Source organism: Peribacillus tepidiphilus (genome assembly GCF_009466385.1).
In the GTDB taxonomy this organism is placed as follows: Bacteria; Bacillota; Bacilli; order Bacillales; family DSM-1321; genus Bacillus_BN; species Bacillus_BN tepidiphilus.
This window is the reverse complement of sequence record NZ_WIAQ01000002.1, coordinates 72944-96294: the sequence shown is the minus strand read 5'-3', so window position 1 is coordinate 96294 and position 23351 is coordinate 72944. Positions and strand designations below refer to the sequence as shown.

18 protein-coding genes and 1 other annotated feature are annotated in these 23351 nt (G+C 35.7%); of the genes, 4 read left to right on the top strand and 14 right to left on the bottom strand.

Annotation, left to right across the window (positions count from 1 at the left end):
• Window positions 1–17: 17 nt before the first annotated feature.
• Both GD441_RS01755 and GD441_RS01750 read right to left on the bottom strand, forming a co-directional pair.
• Window positions 18–773 carry a PRC-barrel domain-containing protein gene (locus GD441_RS01755; RefSeq protein WP_153123059.1) on the bottom strand — a complete coding sequence of 252 codons (756 nt, stop codon included), beginning with the start codon at window positions 771–773 and terminating at the stop codon, window positions 18–20.
• A 35-nt stretch (window positions 774–808) separates the two neighbouring features.
• Window positions 809–2119 (bottom strand): hypothetical protein, encoded by a 1311-nt coding sequence (locus GD441_RS01750; protein ID WP_153123057.1) that lies wholly within the window; start codon window positions 2117–2119, stop codon window positions 809–811.
• 124 nt (window positions 2120–2243) lie between these two features.
• On the opposite strand from GD441_RS01750, the gene GD441_RS01745 reads away from it, so the two are divergent.
• Genes GD441_RS01745 through GD441_RS01735 form a run of 3 tightly spaced genes read left to right on the top strand, consistent with a single transcriptional unit; the run spans window position 2244 to window position 4953 of the window.
• Entirely contained in the window at window positions 2244–2717 is a 474-nt protein-coding gene (locus GD441_RS01745) for a type IV pilus modification PilV family protein (protein WP_153123055.1), read from the top strand.
• Complete coding sequence (locus GD441_RS01740) at window positions 2710–3321, top strand: PilW family protein (RefSeq protein WP_153123053.1); 612 nt, start codon at window positions 2710–2712, stop codon at window positions 3319–3321. Before GD441_RS01745 ends, GD441_RS01740 begins: the two co-directional genes overlap by 8 nt.
• Window positions 3322–3333: 12 nt before the next feature.
• Entirely contained in the window at window positions 3334–4953 is a 1620-nt protein-coding gene (locus GD441_RS01735) for a hypothetical protein (RefSeq protein WP_153123051.1), read from the top strand.
• 20 nt (window positions 4954–4973) lie between these two features.
• Here GD441_RS01735 and GD441_RS01730 read toward each other — a convergent pair whose 3' ends face one another.
• From GD441_RS01730 to GD441_RS01690, 9 genes are all read right to left on the bottom strand, one after another.
• Entirely contained in the window at window positions 4974–5891 is a 918-nt protein-coding gene (locus tag GD441_RS01730; protein WP_153123049.1) for an ankyrin repeat domain-containing protein, read from the bottom strand.
• A 162-nt stretch (window positions 5892–6053) separates the two neighbouring features.
• Window positions 6054–9461: an Ig-like domain-containing protein gene (locus tag GD441_RS01725; RefSeq protein WP_153123047.1), complete on the bottom strand. Its 3408-nt coding sequence runs from the start codon at window positions 9459–9461 to the stop codon at window positions 6054–6056.
• Window positions 9462–9553: 92 nt separating this feature from the next.
• Window positions 9554–9706 (bottom strand): hypothetical protein, encoded by a 153-nt coding sequence (locus GD441_RS01720; RefSeq protein ID WP_153123045.1) that lies wholly within the window; start codon window positions 9704–9706, stop codon window positions 9554–9556.
• A gap of 69 nt (window positions 9707–9775) precedes the next feature.
• A complete protein-coding gene (locus GD441_RS01715; protein ID WP_153123043.1) occupies window positions 9776–11089 on the bottom strand; it encodes a bifunctional folylpolyglutamate synthase/dihydrofolate synthase in 1314 nt (437 codons plus the stop codon).
• Window positions 11090–11104: 15 nt separating this feature from the next.
• Window positions 11105–12559: a hypothetical protein gene (locus tag GD441_RS01710; protein WP_153123041.1), complete on the bottom strand. Its 1455-nt coding sequence runs from the start codon at window positions 12557–12559 to the stop codon at window positions 11105–11107.
• 330 nt (window positions 12560–12889) lie between these two features.
• Complete coding sequence (locus GD441_RS01705) at window positions 12890–13762, bottom strand: ATP-grasp domain-containing protein (RefSeq protein ID WP_153123039.1); 873 nt, start codon at window positions 13760–13762, stop codon at window positions 12890–12892.
• The gene (locus GD441_RS01700) at window positions 13755–14666 is read right to left on the bottom strand and encodes an ATP-grasp domain-containing protein (protein ID WP_153123037.1); all 912 of its coding nucleotides are present in this window, start codon (window positions 14664–14666) and stop codon (window positions 13755–13757) included. The genes GD441_RS01705 and GD441_RS01700 overlap by 8 nt, the downstream gene beginning before the upstream one ends.
• A gap of 3 nt (window positions 14667–14669) precedes the next feature.
• Window positions 14670–15335: a hypothetical protein gene (locus tag GD441_RS01695; protein ID WP_153123035.1), complete on the bottom strand. Its 666-nt coding sequence runs from the start codon at window positions 15333–15335 to the stop codon at window positions 14670–14672.
• Window positions 15336–15537: 202 nt separating this feature from the next.
• Window positions 15538–18186, bottom strand: coding sequence for a valine--tRNA ligase (locus GD441_RS01690; RefSeq protein WP_153123033.1), 2649 nt, complete (start codon window positions 18184–18186; stop codon window positions 15538–15540).
• Window positions 18187–18256: 70 nt separating this feature from the next.
• Window positions 18257–18486: a binding site (T-box leader), on the bottom strand.
• A 147-nt stretch (window positions 18487–18633) separates the two neighbouring features.
• Between GD441_RS01690 and GD441_RS17085 the strand changes: the two genes are divergently transcribed.
• Window positions 18634–18840 (top strand): hypothetical protein, encoded by a 207-nt coding sequence (locus GD441_RS17085; RefSeq protein ID WP_225434111.1) that lies wholly within the window; start codon window positions 18634–18636, stop codon window positions 18838–18840.
• Window positions 18841–19075: 235 nt separating this feature from the next.
• On the opposite strand, the gene ysxE is transcribed toward GD441_RS17085, so the two are convergent.
• The 3 genes from ysxE to hemL form a co-directional block, all read right to left on the bottom strand.
• Window positions 19076–20116 (bottom strand): spore coat protein YsxE, encoded by a 1041-nt coding sequence (gene ysxE, locus GD441_RS01685; protein WP_153123031.1) that lies wholly within the window; start codon window positions 20114–20116, stop codon window positions 19076–19078.
• Between the two features lie 248 nt (window positions 20117–20364).
• On the bottom strand, window positions 20365–21888 hold the full coding sequence (locus GD441_RS01680; protein WP_153123029.1) for a LysM peptidoglycan-binding domain-containing protein: 1524 nt from the start codon (window positions 21886–21888) through the stop codon (window positions 20365–20367).
• 172 nt (window positions 21889–22060) lie between these two features.
• Window positions 22061–23350: a glutamate-1-semialdehyde 2,1-aminomutase gene (hemL, locus tag GD441_RS01675; RefSeq protein WP_153123027.1), complete on the bottom strand. Its 1290-nt coding sequence runs from the start codon at window positions 23348–23350 to the stop codon at window positions 22061–22063.
• Between the last annotated feature and the right edge of the window lies 1 nt (window position 23351).

Genomic DNA, 23351 nt, shown 5'->3' with positions numbered 1-23351 from the left:
TTACGCTCCTTTACCACTTAAGCATCAACATTCATAGATAATTCCACCATTACACTCGGACCTTCTTGCTGGGCTTTTAAGATGTCTTCCTTAGTAAGAATCGTACCTTTCGCAAATAGCATGTTTCCATTTCGATCGAAAATATCTTTCGAAACGGTTTTTCCATATAAAATCTCTACCTGCTTTTCTTTAAGTGCTTCTTCCACTTCTAATTCAGAAATCATACCTGTTATTTCAACATCAGCAGATGCGGCCACTTCCACATCTGTTGTATGTAATAAATCTGATGCATCATTCACAAAATGAAAAGGTGCATCCTCTTTTACAACAATAATATCTCTACCAAATGTCAATACCTGTTCAGCAGGCAAAACGACTTCATTAGATGGAGTTTTTATCGTCATGCCATTAATATGTCCATTCTCTTCATCCAAGTAATATTCCGTTACTTCTCCTAGAAGTTCTCCCTTACGAGTCATTACTTTCGCATGAATAATTTTGATTTTTTTGTTTACTAATTGGTTCGCAATTGGTATTTCATTTAGATCAATCACTGCATTCCCATGTTCAACTGTAACAGCATATTCTCCGATCCCAATAACCTTTTTGAAAGGTATAGCTTTTACACTGACTTGCCAATCTTCATGCTCAATTGTTAGAAAATCAACAGACCCTTTTTCTGGGTTGACAACTAATGATTTTACAATTCCGATTTCTTCTCCTTCTGCAATACTAATAATTGGTAATCCTATAACTTGACTACTGTTTTTCATTTTTTTCACCACATCCAACTTATTATTTTTCATATTTAACTAGTTTGTTTTAAAACATAATGATTATAGAGATATTCAAGCTGTATAAAAAGAATAGGATATTTTTTATATTTCTCCATTAATGTTAAGAGCAACGCCTCTAGTTTGAATAAATCTCGCTGTCTAATAAAATGATCAATCAGCTCTCTTGCAAAAAGGAAATAGGTTTGATCAGGCAGATCTTCTGTTAAATGATCCTTGATAAGCTGTTCATATTCTTTAGGTGTCATAGATTTTTGTTTTTGCTTTACTTGGCTAAGCATAATCTCCAATAGATATTCTTTAAAGGAATCTTCTGGTTCATTTAAAGATTGAAGATCATTTACAGCTGTTTGACTATTAAATGGGTTTGAAATAAAATCTTCTTCCTGGTGTTCTACTGCTCCCTCTATCATTTCTAGTGTTCGTTCATCTTTTTCCTCAAATGTAATAGGGGCTGAACTTGATATTTCCTCTAAATCTGAAGAAACAAACTCATCGTCGTTTAATATGGATTCAATTTCAGACATATAATTCAAATGATCCTTTTCAGATGAAGAATTAGTTTCCTCATTCATCTCATCTAGTAAAATGGATCTCTCAGATAGAAAGTCTAATTCTTCGAGTTCAGCTTGTATGTAATCATGGTCTTGATTTTTACTTGTTTCAGATGTTTCGGTTGCATGATTGATCTCACTAATTTCTTCTAGTGGTTGCAATTCTAAATGTTCTTTATTTGGTTCGATTGTTTCAATAAACGAATGGACTAAACTCATTTCTTCTGACTGATTTAATTCAGAAGCTTCGCTCGATTTTCCCATTGCTTGCTCAAAGTTTATCAAAGGTTCAAAAGGTTCAATATAATCATTATCAGGTTGAGGTGTTTGATCCACTAAAAGATGATCTTTTTCATTTTCTAGTAAAAGATGATCTTCTTTATTACCCTCACTACTAGCAAATTCTTTCTTATCTGTATCAATGTTTACAACTGAATCTTCTTTAGACTGGTTCCTATTAATTAAACGATCATTTTCGGAAGAGCCGGAATCATTTTTATATGAATCATTGAGTGAATCCGTCTGAATATTTTTTTCAAAAATTAAAAACTTTTTGTTCAAAAAAATAGAAAAAAGCAATAATAAAGCTACTGCCAGCAGGATTAATTGCCACATTTGAATAATAGCTTTTGAAAAAATCAAGACAACAGAAACAAAAAAGCTACAGGTCATTAAAACAATCTTCCCTTTAAAGGACAGCCCTAAAGGAACGATATACATCACAGGAATCAATATGAGTACTGAAATGAATACCATTAAAAGTTCTTCCAAATTTTCACCTCGCCTTACGACATAAAATTGAAGCAACTTAGTAACATTTACCCGTGATAATTGTCATAAATCAACTATTAAGTATTGTATAATAAAGTTATGTATTTTGAAAGAAGGCGTCGAAATGAAAACAAACAATATTATGAATAATGATAAAGGTCTTAGTCTTATAGAAGTACTTTTATCTGTGACAATATTAGGGTTTATTTTTATTTCCATTATGGGATTCTTTTCCCAAGCATATGATTATACAGAAAGAAATGAAAGCAAAACAGTAGGAATCAATGTTGCTAGAAATGTACTCTACTATATGGAACGACAAGATTTTGAAAAACTACAAAAGAAATATCTGGACTCTTCAACAACGAAAGAACTGACTAAAGCTAATTGTAATGATCAACTCGGGGATGAAGATGTATTTGTCGGAAATTGTTCACAAATTTTGGAAACTGTTGTGAATAATGTAACATATTCTGCCACTGTCACCATTGAAAGCCATCAAGATCCAAACTTAAAATCCTATCTGATCCCTTTAAAGGTTAAAGTTCATTGGTCTGATCAAGAAACGACTGTTGAAGGGGTGATAAGAAATGAATAAAATCCTTTCCTCTAATCGCGGTTTTACCCTCGTAGAAGTTTTACTTACTCTAGTCATTGCTACAATCTTTTCAGGAATTATATATTCTGTATTTATTACAGGATTGAAATTGTATCAAAAGATTCAGGTTGAAGGACAATTAAGAGATGATGCAGATTATATTGCAACAATGATTTTAAATGAAATGTATAGCAATGCACCAAAGTATGTAGAAAGTTACTCAGAAGGGGACAAGAAAGGGATTAAATTAGTTCGTGCAAACGAAAAAACAGTGGATGGATATGTTGTAGAAGACGATCCGAATTCGATAGAAACAGAAATCAAGTTTTACTTTGAAAACAACAACTTTTTTATTCAAAAAAATACAGATCCACCTCTTCAGCTAAATACAGAAAAAACTAAATTGACAACGTTGAACCTCGAGAGCGAAATAGAGGAGAAATCAGAAATTACCCTCGATCAAATTGGAGATTGTAACACAGATTTTTCAATATGCTCACATGGAACAATCAAACTTCGTTTAATTCTAACAGATCAGCATTCACAAGAAGGCTCCTTAATGAAATTAGAGCCGCTCAAGCTTGAAAGTTCATTTGGTTTTTAGTGGAGGATAACTATGATTAACAATGAAAGAGGCTCGAGTTTATTAACCGTTATGCTTGTTTTTGTTATCTTTACAACATTAGGACTTGTGCTAATCACAGCAAGTATTGGAGGAGCTAAAAGAACTGAAATTAGAATGGATGAGGTTACGGACAACCTTAGTTCCCTGGCATACCTAAAAGAAGCCGTTGCCCAAATACAAAGCTTTGTCGATCGTGAATCGTTAAGCACATTACCCATTAACGAATATGATGATAAGTTACATTCTTTTCTTTCTAGTATCAACTCTAGTAATCTTGGATATACCATTGAAAATCTGACCTTATCACCTGAATATATCGGTAAAATTAGAAGTGAAGATTATACAAGAGTACTTCTCATCAACACACCGCTTTATAAACAAAAGATCTATATTACAGCAATGCCTAGCTTTCTGAAATATGCTTTGGGATCAAGAGCAAATCTTACAATGAATGGTTCCCCATTATTGAAAGGCAATATTTATGCCTCCGAATCGTTACATATAAGCAATTGGGCTAACTATAAGTACAATGTGAAAAAAAGTAGGGAAACAACTCTCCCAGCCATAGAAGACACTGTTGAGGTAACCGTTGAAAGCGACCAAATTTACCTTTGTGAATCAACTGGTACACCTTGCTATGATCATGAATGGAAAAAAAATGATTTCTTATGGAAACAATGGAACCCAAAGGATATTCAATCAGCTTTTAGTAAGGATTCAGAAGGTACAGCAGTATATAAAACAGAAAAAGAAAAGTTTGTTGACGTAGATATTCATGAGACATTTCGTGAAAAAATGATGGAGAGTGGTTTCTCCCCTTTTTCCTTTGGATCATCCAATACTAGTGAAGATAAAACAAACATCATTGTAAGCGAATTAAATAAAAAAACCGTTTCAGACCCTAGTGAAGGAGTCAAGATCATTAACGATTTTAATAACTTAGACAGTTACTCCAATCAGAAGAGCTTTCTATACCAAGGAGATGCTAATATCGATACCGAGGATATTCAATTAAAATCTGATCAATGGCTTATTATTAACGGTGATGCCCGATTTGAAAGCAAAGGTCTAAATAGAATGGACGTAAAAGGCAATATCCTTATTACTGGAAATCTAGAAATTACAGGCAAGCTAAGTTTTGAATCTGTAATCTATGTATTAGGATCTACTAAGTTAAAAAATGTAAATATCACTTGCTATCAGAATAAATGTAAGGATGAGAATACAACGAATGACGAAGATGCTGTCTTAATCCTTATGACTGAAGGAGATCTTGAAATATCTCGGGTAAATAAATTTATCGACGTCATGAACAAAAATGAAAATAAGATAAAGGGCTATTTATATACTTCCTCCAAAGCTGATATATATGCAGTCGGTTCTCTGTTAACGATAGATGGCGGAATTTTCTCAAAAAACAACTTGACCGTAAACAGTTTTAGAGGAAATACAGAAGACAACGGAAGTGATTTAGATTTTAAACCGAATGATGCTAAAGATGCTTCAAGATTAACTATAAGCAACAATAAAAAACTATTTCTTAATCAAGCACAAGGTCTTCCAAAAGTAGACTCACTAACTGTTATTGTCGATCGGATTGAGAAAAAATAAAATCCCCTCAGCAGGGGATTTTATTTTTGTAACAATTCTATTATGTCTTCATGGTTCCATTTTTTCGCATAATCTAAAGCTGTTTTTCCTTCTTTACTCTTTATGTTTTTATCGGCATTATGCTGCAAGAGAATTTTAACGGACTCCGCATCTCCGTATTCTGATGCTATAGATAAAGCGGTTCTATTATCATTGTTGAACGAATTTATTAATTCAGGCTTCCTTTGAATGAAAAGATTTATGATTTCATGTCGACCATTTTTTACTGCGATTAGTAGCGAATTGTCTCCTAACTGATCGGTCATTTCTATTAGCTTTGGGTTTCTTGCCAATAATTGTTTAACAACCTCTATTTTTCCTAATTCTACTGCGAGATGAAAGGCCGTTTTGCCCTCTCGATTTTTCGCTTCAGTATTTATTCCTTTTTGCAATAACAATTCTGTATAGTAGGGATCCCCTTTTATTGCAGCAATATGCAAAGCTGTATTTTTCTGTTGATCCGTTCGATTTATTTCTTTTCCATACTTGTCTAAAGCCGTTTCAAGCATTTTTCTTTTAGATTCAACGCTTCCCTTTGTTTCATGGGCACTATCTAAAAGATGCTGTGCAATTCTAACGAGAATAGGCTCTTCTTTTATATTCGAAGTTTTAGCACCTTTTTCTATTAGATAGGTTGAAATATCAAACTGCTGATAGCTTAAAGAATAATCAAGCAGCGTTAAGTCATCTTTTTCTTCATTAATGATGTTACTGTTACGTTCTAACAATCTTTTTACTTCATTTTTATTACCTTCTTGTATATTTAACAATAATTGTGCAAATAAATCATTTTCTTTTTTCGATCCTTCTTTTTGAGATTGAAAATTCATCATGATCAACAAGAACAATACAACACCTACTACACCAATCCCAAGGAACCAATACTTTTTATTCTTCATTCTTCATTCCTTCTTTCAAAAACTCCCTACATAAGTATGCTTAATCAAACCATAGGACAGAAAAAGAGGAGCTGACAGCAATTCGTATAAAAGTGCAGCCTACTTAAACGATCAATCAATCGTTTATTTGAAGCACCTTCTTACTAGTCAGCTCCTTATTAATTAATACAAATATGAACCGTCTTCGCCTTGACTGCCTTTGCCTTCTTCAACAACTTTTACAGTTAATACTGTTGAAAATACTTCCCCTTCCTCTGTGGTTGCAACGATGTAAATGTCTTGAGAACCTATTCGATTTGCATAAATTTTGCCGGTAGAGTCGACTTCTACATAATAGTTACTATCAGTATGAAAGTCTATTGATTTTACATTTGTAGCATCAGAAGGATTAAGTTTTAAATAATTGTTCACATGACTGATTTGACCTTTTTCTAACGTAATCATTGAAGGATTAACTCCGATAGAAGTCAAAGGCTGCCCTACATACACGTCAACTTTGGTTTTTACTTTACCATCAGGAGTAGAAACTTCAACCTCAGCTCTTCCAGTACCCACTGCTTCAATTTGTCCTTCCCCAATGATTCTGACAACATTTTGATTCAATGATGTCCATACAACTTCCTTGTTTGTTGCATTAGATGGGAGGATCTCTACATGGAAGGAATTAAACGTGTCAAACTTTTTCAGCTTTACAATACTTGGGGTTACGTTAATTTGTTCAACTGGTATTTCAATTACGGTAATTTTGGCTGTTTTTTCGATTTTGTTCCCTTCAGCATTCGTTCCACTTACTGTCAAATAGGCTTCTCCTGCCTTTAAACCTGTGACAGTGAAATTCTGTGTGTTCAAATTCACAACATCCATTCGATCAATCTTCAACTCAAGACTATGTCTTGCTTCTTCAGGGTCAACCTGAAGAGGAATCGTTTTAGTTTCACCGATAAATAATGTTAAATCCTGTAGAGTAAAATCATTAACAGGTATACGAACTGTAACAAGAGCTCTTTTTGTAAATTCATTTCCGAATACGTCCGTTACTTTTACATGAACAAACGTACTACCTTCACCTACTACTTCAGCTGCTCCAGTATTGCCTGTGAGCTTAATGATTTCTCCGCCGCTGTCCTCTGTCCAAATGATTTCCTTTATACCTGCATCCTGTGGATCAAAGCTCAGGTCTAATGAAAAGTTTTTAGCAACCCCTTTGTTGAGGACAAAAGCTTCAGGGAAATTGACACCTTTTAATGGTATATCTGCCACAAATGTTAGTGCATTAAATGTTGTATTCACTTGTATACCGTTAAAATCACGATAGGAAATTTTCGAATCATTTAATAAATAATTTTTCTTTTCTTGAGGAATTACTACAACTTCAAAATGAACGGGTTCTGCAACGAATTTATTTCCAACTTTATGATAGGTTATATCTGAAAGTTGTTTTTCTATAACATAACCCGATTCAACACTGCCAGTAGCAGCTGGGTCATGAACCTTCATTCCTTTTGGAAATACCTCTTTATAGGTTATACCCGACACAGTCAGTTCATCACTGTTGATGGCTTCAGCCACTTTACCAGTGATTTCTTTTGGAATGACTTCATACGTAATCACAATATTTTGCCCAACCTTTGTAGGGTTAGCAGCATTTGAGCTTCTACTAATCTCGATGCTAGTATCTAGCTTTTGAACAGCAACAGTAAATTCTTTCGTACCGATTGCTCCGTTGCTGTCTTCAGCTTCAATTTTAACAGTAACGTTCCCGCTTTCTGTTAGCTTATGGTCTAATGATGTTGTCACTACTTGACCATTTGGAATTTCATTCTGTGAATATACTTGTTTACCATTCAAGTACACTCTCGTTTTAAGAAGTTTATCCTTTAAATCAAAATCTTGAATCGAATAAGACAATTCGATTTTTTGATTAGAAGGAATGACTGCATTTTCTTTTGGAGAAATCAATTCGATCGTTGGAGCATGATTTGAACCTAAGAAAGCACGATACATCGTATTAACAAATAATTTTTGTTCTTCTTCAGGAAAGCCCGATGAAGTATGACCTGTACCTGAATACGTAATATTGCCTTTTGAATACGTATAATAATGGTTCCAGCTATCATTAATATCTCGATTGCTACCAATGATGTTATACCAAGGTATAACATCAGGGTCCTCTAAGTCTAACGTATAGTACTGATTGTGCGTAGTTGCAATAGTAACATGATCATCTAACAAATATGGATATTCTGTCATTAAGCCTGTATTGACTCTAAACGTTTCATTTGATTTATTTGGAGCACCATAGCCAAGATCTGTTTTAGGAGGTCGTTGACCAGTTGCATCCATAAAATTATTTACCCAATTATTGTTCGATTCAAAAATTGTATCATGGGTAAACATGATGCTTTGTTTAGAAGCAATAAACTGTTTTAATGATTTAACAGCATTGTCATTTATGTTTGCATTATTGTAAACATCGGCAAACCCAAAGATCACCATGTCGTACTTCCCATTAATTTCTGAGTGCTTCGAAGAATTAAATGTACCAATATCGGTTACATCGATTTGAATGTTGTATTCACCTGGTTTTGACAAAAAGTTTTGATTCATATTCGTACTTCGAGTCAATCTACTGTTATCGTTCACATTTCGTGTTACCTGCAAAACTTTAACATGTACTTCTTGATCCTTAAATGTAAAAGATCCCTTCGCGTAATCCTTTAACCCTTGGGCTGTGTCTACTAATTCTAATTTCCAATAACGCAAACCAGAATAACCCTTTGGTAATTTGTAGGTTACCTTATTTTGCTTTGTTGTCACGTTAGCTTCTAAGACAATTTCACTTGGTTCATAACGATCATTAAAGTCGCTATCTATATATAATCTCGCTTTTAAATCCCGTTTTGAGACATCTGCTGGTTGTAGCACCTCAAAATCAAAGCTGATCGTATCACCAGGTACATATGGATTATTTGCAACTGGCTGTTGAAGCACTTTCATACGTGGTCTTGGAATATAGTATTTGTTGAAGAAATTTTTGATATTAGAAATAAGCTCTTGCTGTTTGTTATTGCCACTTGAGTTATAAACCATTACATTTTTGTCATTTAAATATTTACTGAAATTGCTTTTAAGCTTAGTTCCAGTATCGATGGATTTCTTATCTAAAATGACTGGCTGGCCTTTGTTAATAAAATCCCTGATTATTTCTTGTGCACGTAAATTGGTAATGTCATTCATGACATTCGTGGTGTTATGATTTTTACCATTTACACCTGCTGATGTATAATTGCCTTCCATAATTGCAATTAAATCGTACTTACCGTCTAATTCATCTCGTAGTGCAACGAAACGCTTCATTGTCATTGTCGTAAAATGAAAGCCTTCATCACCAATAATCGGCTTCAATTTTGAAGTGCTACCTTGGTCAATGATTTCTAATACTTCAAGCTCAGGACTAAAATTTGGTATTTTATCAGATGAACCATTTGAGGCAAAAGTTATACAAGGTTGTATCAACAAAACAATAGCAGTCATAACAGAAAATAGTACCTTAGCTATTTTTCCTCCCATGATTACTCCCCCAAAAATAATACTAATTTACTATATTATATCAGTTTTGCCAAACATTTCTTATATATATTGTTAACAAACATTTACATTTTTTATGAAAAATTGTAAAGGTATAGAGATAGAGCATCAATAAAGGGATAAAGCCCACTATTTCTGTATGCTGCCACTTTATTTCTTCGAGCTTTTTTAGCATCTGTATACATGGCATGATCGATCAGCATGCCAAGTAATGATACATTTGTCACATGTAATAATCCTATGAACCTTTTTATTTCAAAATAAACCATAATCTTTATCATTCTATTTTATGATAACTACATACCCGAATAATGCTCCTTTAAATAAGGGCGTGCATAATATAGAAAGTACAAAGAACCGGTAACGATTAACGTTTTACCGTCGTTAGCAAGCTCAATACCTTTTTGCACAGCTTCTTCCCAATTTTCAAAAATGAACCTTTCTTTCGCCTTACTTGCTTTAGCAAGATCTTGTGCACTTAAGGCCCGATCCATGTCAATTTGAGTAAAAATCATGCAATCTGCTATATCATCAAGCATGGACAGCATTTTTTTATAGTTTTTATCTTTTAGGGCTGCGATAACAAAAACGAATTTTTCATTTTTAAAATGTGTCCTTAAAGTCGAAACTAATGAATGAATACTTGCTTCATTATGGGCTCCGTCTAATATGATACAAGGCTCATGGGAGATCATCTCAAAACGGCCTTTCAAGTTGGCCTTTTTTAACCCTTTTCTAATCGTATTTTCTGTTATATTCTTCTCGAATCTTTCCCTTAAAAGTAGTGAAGCAGTAATTGCAATGGATGCATTTTCTACTTGATGCGTGCCCATCATTTTTAATGATAGATTGTTAATGGTATGTCCATTATAAGTATAAGAAAATAATTCTTCTATACGTTTACTCCCCTGTGATTGAAAGGTGAAGTTCTCACCTAGTACAAATAATTCTGCAAGCTCTAGAGCTGCTTTTTTCCGAATGATTTTTATGGCCTCTTTGTCCTTACAACCTGTTATGATTAGTCCATTTTCTTTTATTATTCCAGCTTTTTCAACCGCGATTTGTTCCGTGGTGCTGCCTAAAATATTCGTATGATCCAAACTAACATTCGTAATAATGGCTATTAGCGGTTGCACGACATTTGTTGAATCATTCTCTCCTCCAAGCCCTACCTCTAATAAAACAAAATCAACCTTTCTCATATATGCAAAAAAATAAAACATCATTACCGTAAGAATTTCAAATTCCGTTGGGGATGACCACCCCGTTTCTGCTTCAAACTCTTCAGTAACCTGCTTTACTACATTAGCAAGATGTATAAATTCTGTTTCCGAAATGGGTTCTCCATTTACATGAATATGCTCTTTCATCCCTTCAATACTAGGAGAGGTAAAAGATCCTGTGCTGTATCCAGATTCCAAAAGTATACTTTGCAGCATAGCTAATGTCGAACCTTTGCCATTCGTTCCGCCTATATGAATAAAATGTACCTTTTTTTCGGGGTTTTCTAAACGGTGTAGCATCCACTCTACCCTTTTCAAACCCAAATCAATACCTCTAATAGATTTTCCTTTAATCCAACTTACCGCTTCATCATAAGATTTGAACACTATTTTCTAACACCTCTAATTTGAGATTTTATTCCTTTCAACTGTAAAACTGACATACAGAGCTGTTAATAAACCAATAGCAGTTATAGCCATGCGCAATAAAGGGTCTTTGAAGGTTTGAAATACAGTAAAAAAGATCCCTATTGTAGGCACCACTTGCAAATGAGCATGCTTTTTAAATATATAATTCATATCTCTTCGAACTGAACAAACACAATGAATGTGCTCCATGTCTAGTTGAGATCTTATATGAGTTGGTATTCCAATAGAATATTCCATTTCTGTTTGTGAAGCCATGGTATTGTTATTTTGAATTTTTTCAAAAGAATCCGCATCTACTTCCAGAGCTCGTGCAACAACTTGACGGGAACGATAGGTTATTACAACATTATCCGTGTTTTCCAAACCTAACATTTTTAACATCGTTGTTGTCATTCGAACAACATTTGTGCTTTCATCTGTTACATAAGGACGAACAACCCTCAAAGAAGCAGAATTGTAATCGATTAATCTTTTTAAAATAAAATGCCAAATTCTTTTTCTTTTGGATACCTGTTTTTTCAGCTCTAAACGTGAGCTTTTGTAAGGATACATGGTTACTCGAAAATAATCCACTTTTTTAAGAATCTTCCTGATGTTCTGTTTATTTTCGAAACTGACATCTTGTAGTACTCTTCTATTTCCATATGTTTTTTCTATAAATGCTCGATCACTTTCCGTTAAATTTTCATGACTGATGATCTTTTGTACATGATACGGTTCAATCATAACAGGAACTTCAAGATCGACAAACTGACGATATAAATAATTTAATTTAACAGTGTTACTATCCTCACCTTGGGACATTTCAATTTGATTCCTGGAAATATCAAAGAAAGAACCGGTTGTTTCATTTACAAAAGTGACAAATTCACAATCACCTAATTTCTCATATAAATCTCTCGAAAGTGTGATAATATTATTTGAAACCTTATTAACAGTTTGAGCTTGTATTTTATTCGTATTGCCTATTTGCCTGCATTGTTGTATCCATATATAATTCCTTTCATTTTTTGAATTCTGCAATTCTTCCAATATTCCAGAGATAATCCTAATCCCTTGGAAGTCTTCTTGAACGCATTTAACTTTTCCTTTGCGAATCCGTCCATTGTGACTGTTGCAGATCCAAATATAGCTATTATCTTTAAGTCCATACTTTTTCATGGTATCTTCTGACATTTCAATACGATTTTTTGGAAAAATCGATGTTACTTTAGAAAGGCTCAAAACTTCTTTGTAAATAGGATTTGGATTCGAAAGATCATATATGTAGAAAAAATCACAAATTTCTTGAACCGCTTCCCATAGCTTGTTTCTTGTCAGTTCATCTACTTGCACAGGAGCATGTAATTTTATATAACAAGCAAGTTCGTTTGGCAAATTAGAATGAGTGACGTGCTTACTAATGCCAAACCCTTTTGTTGTTACCATCTCATAAATCATTTCTTTTAGAGAATGATGATTAGAAGTTTGTTCGTTTATTTCGATTTGAAATTCAACAAATTCTTTGGCGGGAGTTGACTCAAGCTTAAATAAAACGGAAGTATTATGTTTTTTTAGAAGGGATATAAGATCATCGTTTATGTCCACATGATTAATCCAAGTTAAGTAATTAGGGAAAGTTTTATGTTCCTTACGAACAAAAAAATGATAGGCTTTTTTTCTTTTCTTACCTAAGAAACGATAAAACTTCTTTTTATTTCTCGATTGAACATAATGAGAGTATTTCTTTAGCACGTTATCACCTTCAATTATAAATGACTATTCATAAACAAACGAACTATTTGAAAGCGTATGTAAAATATAATGTAAAACTATTTCATAAATATTAATATCAGTATTTAAAAACAAACTGCGGCTTCCCACCACGTCTTCAATTTCATTTAAAAGAAGGTTTCCATTTTCGTCAAAGATAAAATCAATTCCTGCATAATCTATTTCCAAGCAAGCAATAATTTTATGAACAAGCTCTTTTTCTTTCTCTGATAAATGATATACTTTGGAACTTCCGCCTAACGAAATATTGGCTCGAAAATCATGGTTGGATTCTCTTAAAATTGCACAAATAATCTGTTTTCCTACTACAAACACTCTTAGATCTTTTCCTTCTGTTGCAAGACGTTGGATAATGACTTCGCCATTCATTTCTTTCATGACTTGTTCCATTTGAACTTGATCGTGTACTTTGTAAACTTGCTTCCCAGATCTTCCATGGGCATCTTTAACAATACATGGAAATTCAAATGGTATACAGTTTGGGTTGAATTCATAAGAATGAGTAAATATCGTATCAATCATAGGAATATTTTGAGCTGCTAAAATCTGATGCGTTCTTGCTTTATTATTGGCAATTCTACAAATAGTGGAAGAATTAAAAACTCTAAGTCCAAGCTGCTCCAATTGAATGCGAAACGTTTCATCAATATTTCGAACGATCGCAAAATGGGGAAAATGAGGTTCTTTCCCTTTATACAGAATGTTAAGTTTTCCTTTCCATACACCTATTGTAAAATTTTCTTTTAGTAAAAACTGAAGATCGATTCCCATTTGAGAAGCTTGTTCAATAAAACCATGAATAAAAGATTGATTATGATCTGCATCAACCTTATTATAAATAATCCATCCTTTAATCATGTAGGGGTTCCTCCAGCTTTTCCTTAATATAGCTCATCATAAACTTCGAAACGTCTACTCCTGTACAATCATAAATGTTTTTAAAATGAGCATTTGAATTGATTTCACAAACAATAGGTTCTTCTTCAGGTCCAAACAATAAATCTACTCCACAAAAATCGGTTCCTATAATTTGAGAGCATTTTACAGCCAAATCAATCTGTTCTTTTGTTGGGTTATATGGCATCATCTTCCCCCCATTTGTGACGTTTGCACGGAAGTCTTGTTCCGATTTTCGAAGCATGGCTGCCACTACTTGATCTCCTACAACATGAAGACGAATATCTTTTCCATGGCTGCTTTTTATGTACTGCTGATAAATAAAAGGAATTCCTAAACGGATTAATTCTGTTGATTTAGCAATCATTTCCTCTTTATTTTGAATCATATAAACCTGAGCTCCAAAAGATCCGTAGTTTTCCTTAATGATCATAGGGAAGCCAAGCTCTTCCATAATGGTTTCTAGATGATTGTGATCAGAAATAGATGAGTTTTTAAAGATTAAAGGAGCATGAATGGTTTTTGGCATGGATATTCCATGATCTGCTAATACATAAAAGGTATGAGATTTATCATCACATCGTTCAATTGACAATGCGTTATTAAACAGCTTAAAACCCATTTTTTCAAGATGGCGTGCTAAGCGAATATCCTTGTCCCAAAAAATAATAAAATCTGGTTTTTCTTTTTCATATTTACCTTTAATAACAGCTTTTCCATTTTCAATTGTGGCTAATAATTCATTATTCTTTACTTTAACCATATGAAACCCTGCTTCTTTGCCACTTTCTGAAAGCCAATCTACCAGCTCAGTGAATTTACTGTGCGTAACATTTCCGTTAAATACGATCCAGCCTGTTTTCATTGATTAAATTCCTCCATCGATTTGTATTAAATATTCGATGTATTCCATAAGACTTTTCAGTACAAAGTGAAACGAACGAGTTCCCTTATCAAAATCCAACAATACCCAGTTGATTTCCAACTGAATCGCCGGGATATGACAATTTTTCCAAATGGTTGAGGAAACGGTGTGAGGATATGCTCCAGTAAAGATTCGATCTATTTCCACTTGATAGATGTTGTTACTGTGAAAAATTTGGATTAATTTCTCTATATTCTTGTAATCGTTATTGATATTTCTCCCTCTGGCTGTACCAATATCAACATGAAATTCACGGTTCTGAGACATAATATGTAAATCTATGAGAAATTTAATTCCATGATTATTTATAAGCTTTATAGCATCATTTTTATATGAACTTACCGGATCATAATTTGCATCATCATTATTGTTTTTGGTTTTGTATATCGTGTAACAATCTAGTTGATTATGAAGAATTTGAGCTAAGACACCCGTTCTGTATTCTGGCTGCTTATATTTGCCTTCCCTTAGCTGAGGAACACTGTGAGGAGCAGAGACAAGAACGGGGATACTTCCTTCTAAGATTTCATGACCGATCGTATTATTAAAATTCTCCTCCACAAAGGGCTTTTCCAACTGTTCAAGATCATTTTTTGAATATAGCTTCAAGCCTCTCTCCCCTTTTTTCATTATCTTTATTATTCTAAAAATACATGGTTAGCCTATTGTTCATCATATCTGAATTTTGTTAAACTTTCCATGCAAATCGAATAGATTGTTATATATTGTAAATTTAATAAGACATGAGGTCGTTATTAAAAAAGGTAAACCCATGAGCGAAACAACGCTGCAATGGGCTTACCTTTCACTTTTACATAGACTTCAATTCATGGATTCTGCGTAGAACCGCTTCACGTTTTTCCAAATAATCCTTTTCTTTTGCACGTTCTTCTTCAATAACCTTTTCAGGAGCTTTCTTAATAAAGCCTTCATTGCTTAATTTCTTTTGAACGCGCTCAACTTCTTTATTGAATTTGTCTAGCTCTTTTTCAAGACGTTTTAATTCTTCTTCTATATTAATGAGCCCTTGAAGTGGAAGAATTAGCTCAACACCTGTCACGACTGCCGTCATCGCTTGCTCCGGCTCTTCAACATTCGTTCCGATTGTGAGCACCTCTGGATTACAGAAACGTTCAATGTAAGCACTGTTTTTATCAAGCTGTGCTGCAATTTTATCATCTTTGGCTTTTAAGATCAGCTTGATTTTTTTGCTTAATGGCGTATTTACTTCAGCACGAATGTTGCGAACAGCACGAATGATTTCCATTAGCAAATTCATTTCTTCAGCAGCTTCATGGTCGGAAAGCTCTTTGTTCACGGTTGGCCATGCAGCTATAGTAATGGATTCCCCTTCGTGAGGAAGGTTCTGCCAAATTTCTTCTGTAATAAATGGCATGAACGGATGAAGCAGTCTCATTGTGTTGTCTAAAACATATGCGAGGATCGAACGAGTCGTTTTCTTCGCAGCTTCATCCTCACCGTATAATGGAAGCTTAGCCATCTCAATATACCAATCACAGAAGTCATCCCAAATGAAGTTGTAAAGAACGCGTCCTACTTCCCCAAATTCATATTTGTCTGCAAGGCGGGTGACTGTTTCAATTGTTTCATTCAAACGGGTTAAAATCCACTTGTCCGCTACAGATTTCTCACCTGATAAGTCGATTTCATCATATTTGAGACCATCCATGTTCATTAAGGCAAAGCGAGATGCGTTCCAAATTTTATTTGCAAAGTTCCAAACCGCTTCAACCTTTTCAATACTGAATCGAAGGTCCTGGCCAGGAGAGCTTCCAGTTGCAAGGAAATATCGAAGTGAATCGGCACCGTACTTATCAATCACTTCCATCGGATCTACGCCGTTTCCTAAAGACTTACTCATTTTGCGTCCTTGAGCATCTCGAACAAGACCATGAATGAGAACGTCTTTGAACGGACGTTTTCCAGTGAACTCAAGACCTTGGAAAATCATGCGTGATACCCAGAAGAAGATGATGTCATATCCCGTTACTAAGCAATCCGTTGGATAATAACGCTTGAAATCTGCTGCATCAGCGTCCGGCCACCCCATTGTAGAGAAAGGCCATAATGCTGAGCTGAACCAAGTATCCAAAACATCTTCGTCCTGCTTCCAGTTTTCTTCATCGGCCGGAGCCTCGAGGCCAACATACACTTCTCCGGTTTCCTTATGATACCAAGCCGGAATACGGTGCCCCCACCAAAGCTGACGGGAAATACACCAATCGCGGATGTTTTCCATCCAATGGAGATAGGTTTTCTCAAAACGCTCCGGAACGAAGTTTACTTTTTCTTGTTGCTTTTGTAGCTCAATTGCTGCTTCTGCAAGCGGCTGCATTTTTACAAACCATTGTGTTGACAGATAAGGCTCAACGACCGCTCCACTTCGCTCTGAATGGCCTACGGAATGAATATGCTCTTCGATTTTGAACAATACACCTTGTTCTTGAAGATCCTTAACGATTTGCTTGCGGCACTCAAAGCGATCCATTCCTTGATACTTGCCGGCTTTTTCATTCATCGTGCCGTCTTCATTCATAACAAGAATACGTTCTAAATTGTGGCGGTTTCCAATTTCAAAGTCATTCGGGTCATGAGCTGGTGTTATTTTTACCGCACCTGAACCGAATTCCATGTCAACATAATCATCACCAATAATTGGAATTTCACGACCAACAATTGGAAGAATAACTGTTTTACCAATTAAGTGCTTATAGCGTTCGTCTTCCGGATGAACCGCAACCGCAGTATCACCAAGCATTGTTTCTGGACGAGTCGTCGCTACTTCAATGTAACCAGAACCATCGGCTAAAGGATACTTCATGTGATAAAAGGCGCCCTGTACATCCTTGTAAATAACCTCAATATCAGATAATGCCGTTTTAGTGGAAGGATCCCAATTTATGATGTACTCTCCTCTATAGATTAAGCCCTTCTTGTAAAGAGATACGAAAACCTCACGAACGGCTTTTGAAAGTCCTTCATCCAGTGTGAATCGCTCACGAGAATAATCTAAACCAAGCCCGAGCTTTGCCCACTGCTGACGAATAAAGCCTGCGTATTCTTCTTTCCACTTCCATGTTTCCTTAACGAATTCTTCACGTCCCAAATCGTAGCGGCTTTTTCCCTCATTGCGAAGCTTTTCCTCTACTTTAGCTTGCGTTGCGATTCCGGCATGATCCATTCCAGGTAGCCACAGAACATCATAGCCTTGCATTCTTTTCATGCGTGTAAGGATATCTTGTAACGTTGTATCCCAAGCGTGACCAAGATGAAGCTTTCCTGTTACGTTTGGTGGTGGAATAACAATCGTATAAGGTTGTTTATTCTCATCATTTTTTGCTTCAAAGTATTTTCCTTGTAGCCACCATTCGTAGCGGCCTTTTTCGATGGATGCTGGATCGTATTTCGTTGGCATGCTTGTTGTTTGATTCGTTTCCATCCAAATAACCTCCTGTTTCTTGTATAACTACTAAGCCGTTTAAAAAAATAAAAAACTCCCTTGTCCCAACAAAAAGGACGAAGAGAGTTATTCGCGGTACCACCTTTTTTCCGAATGACAATATCACTCGGCACTTCATTTAATAACGGCTCTTCACCGGCTTTCATTACTGCCAAATAAGGGTTCACGAAAGCAGCTCGTGGGCGACTTCGACAGCTCTTGCTTAAGAAGCCTCACAGCTAATGGCTCCTCTCTCTGAAAGCAGAAATCTTGTCTACTCCTCCCAGTCTTCGCATTATCTATCATTAAGATAAGTTTATAGTACAGAATCAAAATAGAACTCGTCAACAATTTTCCCTAATTTTTATTATACTATACATTTTCTTGATCTTTGACATTAGTTTTTCACGTTTTGTTAAAGATTTCAATAAAATATAACAAACAGAAATGGGGGGAAATCACTTGAGGAGAAAATACAATCCTTATACCTTGCCTCCTTGGCTTCGTACAATACGCAGCATATGCAACCAATTTATTGTACCATTTTGTATTTTTCAAGGAATTCGTACCTTTTTTATCCCAACGACCTTTGATGTTTTTTTACTTGGACTATTCATTTTAATCGCGATTTGTCTGCACTTTGAGTGGATATGAAAAATCATGTCGAGTTAAAAAGATCCCTTCTATGCAGAGACGGTATAAACTTATACTGACTCTACTAGAGGGACCTTTCTTTTCCTTGGGTCGTTTTCGTATTGATTGTTGCTATATAGAACCTAAAATACTAATTAAAGTAAATTTAATCCAATTAGAAGTATAGCATTTCACAACAATCATTACGAGAAGAGCCTTTCCTTCATTTGGTTTAGGATCCATCATCTATCTTTTATTAAGAGCTCTGTGGCTGCTGTTGAGCAGCCTTTTTTTGCTGTTCAATTTCCTCGATGCGCATGACAATATATTCGATATTTTTCAGCAGCCAGTAATTGCGTTGAAGTTGTTGGACAAATTTTAGCTCGGATTGCTTAGAAGGATTCCGATGATAATCTTCTACTATTCTGATCATATATCCAGGATGAGCAAGATAACTTACAAACAATAGCATTTCCTCTTCTTTAAAAGAGAAAAATTTGAAATACGTATACAGCCAATCGATACAATCATTGCTTTGAACTGGATAAGTTTTACTCGATCTAAGCAGAAAAGGCAATAAATCATAATGAGGTGGAGCCACTTTAGCATTTTCAAAGTTAATAAAATAGCCGTATCCACGGTCGTCAAAAAGAAAATGCTGAGTGGATAATTTCCCATGAGTTACGACTGTTCTCAGCTTCGTGTCATCTTTTGATTTTTCATACCATTCATTTAGCTTTTTAACCGAATAGCTTAATGCTTGGGAAATATCAACAAAATAAGAGCAATACATTAGCTGAAATGGAGACATATACCAGTTCCTCTCACATTTTTCAACGAATTCTTCTAAGAATTCTTTCTGTTTTGTCCATTGCTCTGTTGTTTTTTCATAATGGGATTCCCGTTCCTCTTTTTTCACTGAAACATCCTTTACAGAAAGTGTATGCATTCTGGCTAATTCGCGAAACATCTGCTTATGCTTTTCATTGCGCTCACCACTTTCAGCATTCGCTAGCCACGGCATCAAATAATATAATCTACCGTTATACAATACACCGTATCGCCCATCCATCGTTATATAGATCGGAACAATCCGGTTATAGCCTCTTTGATACAACATTTGCACATTTCTAATAAAATCCATCCCTGAATGGGGCTGAATGTTCTTAAGAGCAAAAACCCCCTTATCCGTATAAATTTTATCGATTGTTCCAAATTTCTCGCAATATTGAACCTTTAGCGAATAATTGTCTAAAATACTTTCTATATCTTGCCACTGATTCTCGCTTTTTTCCACGAGACTCACTCACTTTCAAGCGGAACATATTTCCGCAAGGATTTTATCTTGCCTTAAACTAAAAAAACGAAGCAGTCCCATAAGTGCCTTCCTCCCGTCTACAGTTACTTTATCGAAGAAACAGTTCTCCTGTTTTCAATATATAGAGTAACTTAGGGTGTTTGGCTCTTGTTTTGTGACAGCCTCGCCAGCTTTTCATTAAGTGATGTAAAATTTGTATGGGTACGAGCAATACGTTTTACTGTTATTTATTTTCTATGAGCTACTGCTTGTGGAATGTAAAGAACCTGCCCTTCATAGATGTCTTGTTCATCGTCTAAATTGTTCTTCTTTATGATTTCCTGTATAGCAACTTCGTACCGGTCGGCAAGATCTCTTAAGGAATCACCATGCTGAACAATACACACTTTCAACTTCGCCTTTTCTTGAGTGTCTTTTTTTGCAAAGAAATCAGTTAGGGATACAGATGATTTACGTTCCGCTGTTTGCAAGACCTCTTCTTTGTTTCCTTCCCCACCATTACTCGTTTCTATTTGCTCACTTTCTCTTTTAAAGTCTGAATGACTTTCTTCACGACCATAATGAACAAGATCTAGTTCTTCTTCTGCTACTTCTTCCATCTCATAGACGCTATCCTCGGCTGCATCAATCCGTTGGGTGTATTCTTCTTCGTATACAGTCGCTTCTTGCCTCGTTTCAATTTCTTCGAACTCCCTTGTTGCCTCAAACTCCTGTGTTTCTTCCTCTTCGTACGCAATCTCTTCCTGCTCCGTTTGAAATTCCTCGAACTCCCTTGTTGCTTCAAGCTCCTCTGTTTCTTCCTCTTCATACGTAATCTTTTCTAGCTCCGCTTGAAATTCCTCGAACTCTCTTGTTGCCTCAAATTCCTCTGTTTCTTCCTCTTCGTTTGCAATCTCTTCTTGCTCCGTTTGAAATTCCTCGAACTCCCAAGTTACTTCAAGCTCCTCTGTTTCTTCCTCTTCATATGCATTCGTTTCTTGGAGTGTTTGGTATTCCTCGATCTCTCTGGTTTCTTGAAGCTCCCTATTGCCTTCCTCTTCGTATTGAAAAACTGGAATTTCGAAAGAGGCAGTATTTACTTCCTCGAAGGGAAAAGAAGAATTCTCAGACTGTTCCTCATCCTCTCTTGGTAATTTGTGGACTTCAGCTGAAAAAGGCTCAAAAAGATCTTCTTCTCGTGAGAGCTCCTCCTGTTCTTCACTTTGTTCTACCTCAAAGCTTTCTATTTCTACCACAACTTCTTCTTCATCGATGGGGCGATAAACATACTCCAGCTCTTGAATTTCTTCTGATTCTGCATTAGGAGAAGTTTGTTGCTCCCCATATATTCCTGTGATGAAAAGTTCGGCAGACAACTTTAAACAATTATCCTCTGGCATTTGATAATCAAATGTACTAATCCTGATATTCACATCATCGACAGATTGAATACGATTTACTGGAATACTAATATCTACAGGAAAAGAATGAGAAAAATAAAGTAATCCATTTTCATTTTTTTCTACTGATTGTATATGTCTTTGTGTTTGTTGGCTAAACAATGTACCTGTTTCCCATACAGTACTGGCTCCAATGCCCTTATATTCTCCTGTTAATTCTAAGGTACCCCTAATAATCGCATAGTTTTCTGTTTCCTCAATTGAGACATTCGGATTGAGAGCAAGAGAATATAGCTCTTCTACTTCCTGTCCTCTTTGAAACCATACCGATTCCTCTAATGAAAATCGTAAACACGATTGATCGCTCGCCAAATGTTATCCTCCTCTCCATGCTAAAAAACAAACTTATACCATTACTACCCTATGAGAGACATGTATTTTTTATTACTTTCTGAACATAAAAAAAATCCGTCATGCATGAAATATGCAGACGGATCTTTAGATTGTAGACCTATTTTATTAATATTCAAAGGATATTTTTCCATTAGCCCTTTAATTTCGCGAAAGCTCTCTCTGCTGCTACAATTGTTTTTTCGATATCTTCATCACTGTGAGCAGTTGATAGGAACATCCCTTCAAATTGGGAAGGTGGAAGGAATATACCTTGTTCAGCCATTTCACGGTAATAGTCAGCAAAGAAATCTAAATTGGAAGTTTTCGCCTTCTCATAGTTTATGACCTCTTCGTTTGTGAAGAAGAATCCGATCATTGAGCCTGCTCGGTTAAAAGTATGAGGAATATCATATTTTTTTGCTGCTTGGCCAATGCCCTCTTCTAGTCGGTCAGCTTTTTTAATAAATTCCTCGTAATGCTCTGGCTGCAACTGGCTAAGTGTTGCGTATCCTGCAGCCATGGCAAGAGGGTTTCCGGAAAGTGTTCCGGCTTGATAAATCGGTCCACTCGGTGCAATGTGCTTCATGATTTCCTCTTTTCCACCATAAGCGCCCACCGGCAGACCACCGCCAATCACTTTTCCGAGGCAAGTTAAATCAGGCGTAATGCCGTAATAACCTTGCGCGCAGTTATAGTCTACACGGAAACCAGTCATTACTTCATCAAAAATAAGCAAGGATCCGTATTCTGTCGTAATGTTACGAAGACCTTCAAGAAATCCAGGTTGAGGAGGAACCACTCCCATGTTACCTGCAACTGGCTCGACGATTACACCTGCAATATCCTCACCAAACTGTTCAAATGCATAACGCACGCTTTCTAAATCGTTATACGGCACAGTGATGGTATTTTTAGCAACACCCTCTGGCACCCCTGGGCTATCCGGCAAACCAAGTGTCGCCACACCGGAACCGGCTTTAATTAATAAAGAATCACCATGTCCATGATAGCAGCCTTCAAATTTCAAAATTTTGTTCCGGCCTGTATATCCACGAGCTAATCGTAATGCACTCATTGTGGCTTCGGTACCTGATGAAACCATCCGAACAATTTCAATGGAAGGTACTCGTTCCATAACCAGCTTAGCTAACTTGTTTTCTAATAATGTTGGTGCACCGAAGCTTGTTCCTGTTTCGGCAACCTTTTTGATCGCTTCCACTACTTTGTCTTGGCTGTGTCCTAAAATGAGAGGACCCCAGGAAAGTACATAGTCGATGTATTCGTTCCCGTCAATATCATAAATCTTAGAGCCTTTTCCTCTCTCCATAAAAATGGGATCCATCTTTACTGACTTAAAGGCACGGACTGGACTATTCACTCCGCCCGGCATTAATTTTTGTGCTTCTTGAAAGGCTTGTTTCGACTTTTCAAATGATCTCATG

Bases quoted from the DNA above. Each gene is read 5' to 3' on its own strand.
- GD441_RS01735 (WP_153123051.1), top strand. From the start codon at position 3,334: ATGATTAACAATGAAAGAGGCTCGAGTTTATTAACCGTTATGCTTGTT.
- GD441_RS01690 (WP_153123033.1), bottom strand. From the start codon at position 18,186: ATGGAAACGAATCAAACAACAAGCATGCCAACGAAATACGATCCAGCA.
- GD441_RS01725 (WP_153123047.1), bottom strand. From the start codon at position 9,461: ATGGGAGGAAAAATAGCTAAGGTACTATTTTCTGTTATGACTGCTATT.
- GD441_RS01700 (WP_153123037.1), bottom strand. From the start codon at position 14,666: ATGAAAACAGGCTGGATCGTATTTAACGGAAATGTTACGCACAGTAAA.
- GD441_RS17085 (WP_225434111.1), top strand. From the start codon at position 18,634: ATGGGGGGAAATCACTTGAGGAGAAAATACAATCCTTATACCTTGCCT.
- GD441_RS01755 (WP_153123059.1), bottom strand. From the start codon at position 773: ATGAAAAACAGTAGTCAAGTTATAGGATTACCAATTATTAGTATTGCA.
- GD441_RS01705 (WP_153123039.1), bottom strand. From the start codon at position 13,762: ATGATTAAAGGATGGATTATTTATAATAAGGTTGATGCAGATCATAAT.
- hemL (WP_153123027.1), bottom strand. From the start codon at position 23,350: ATGAGATCATTTGAAAAGTCGAAACAAGCCTTTCAAGAAGCACAAAAA.
- GD441_RS01710 (WP_153123041.1), bottom strand. From the start codon at position 12,559: ATGGTAACAACAAAAGGGTTTGGCATTAGTAAGCACGTCACTCATTCT.
- GD441_RS01745 (WP_153123055.1), top strand. From the start codon at position 2,244: ATGAAAACAAACAATATTATGAATAATGATAAAGGTCTTAGTCTTATA.
- GD441_RS01730 (WP_153123049.1), bottom strand. From the start codon at position 5,891: ATGAAGAATAAAAAGTATTGGTTCCTTGGGATTGGTGTAGTAGGTGTT.
- GD441_RS01740 (WP_153123053.1), top strand. From the start codon at position 2,710: ATGAATAAAATCCTTTCCTCTAATCGCGGTTTTACCCTCGTAGAAGTT.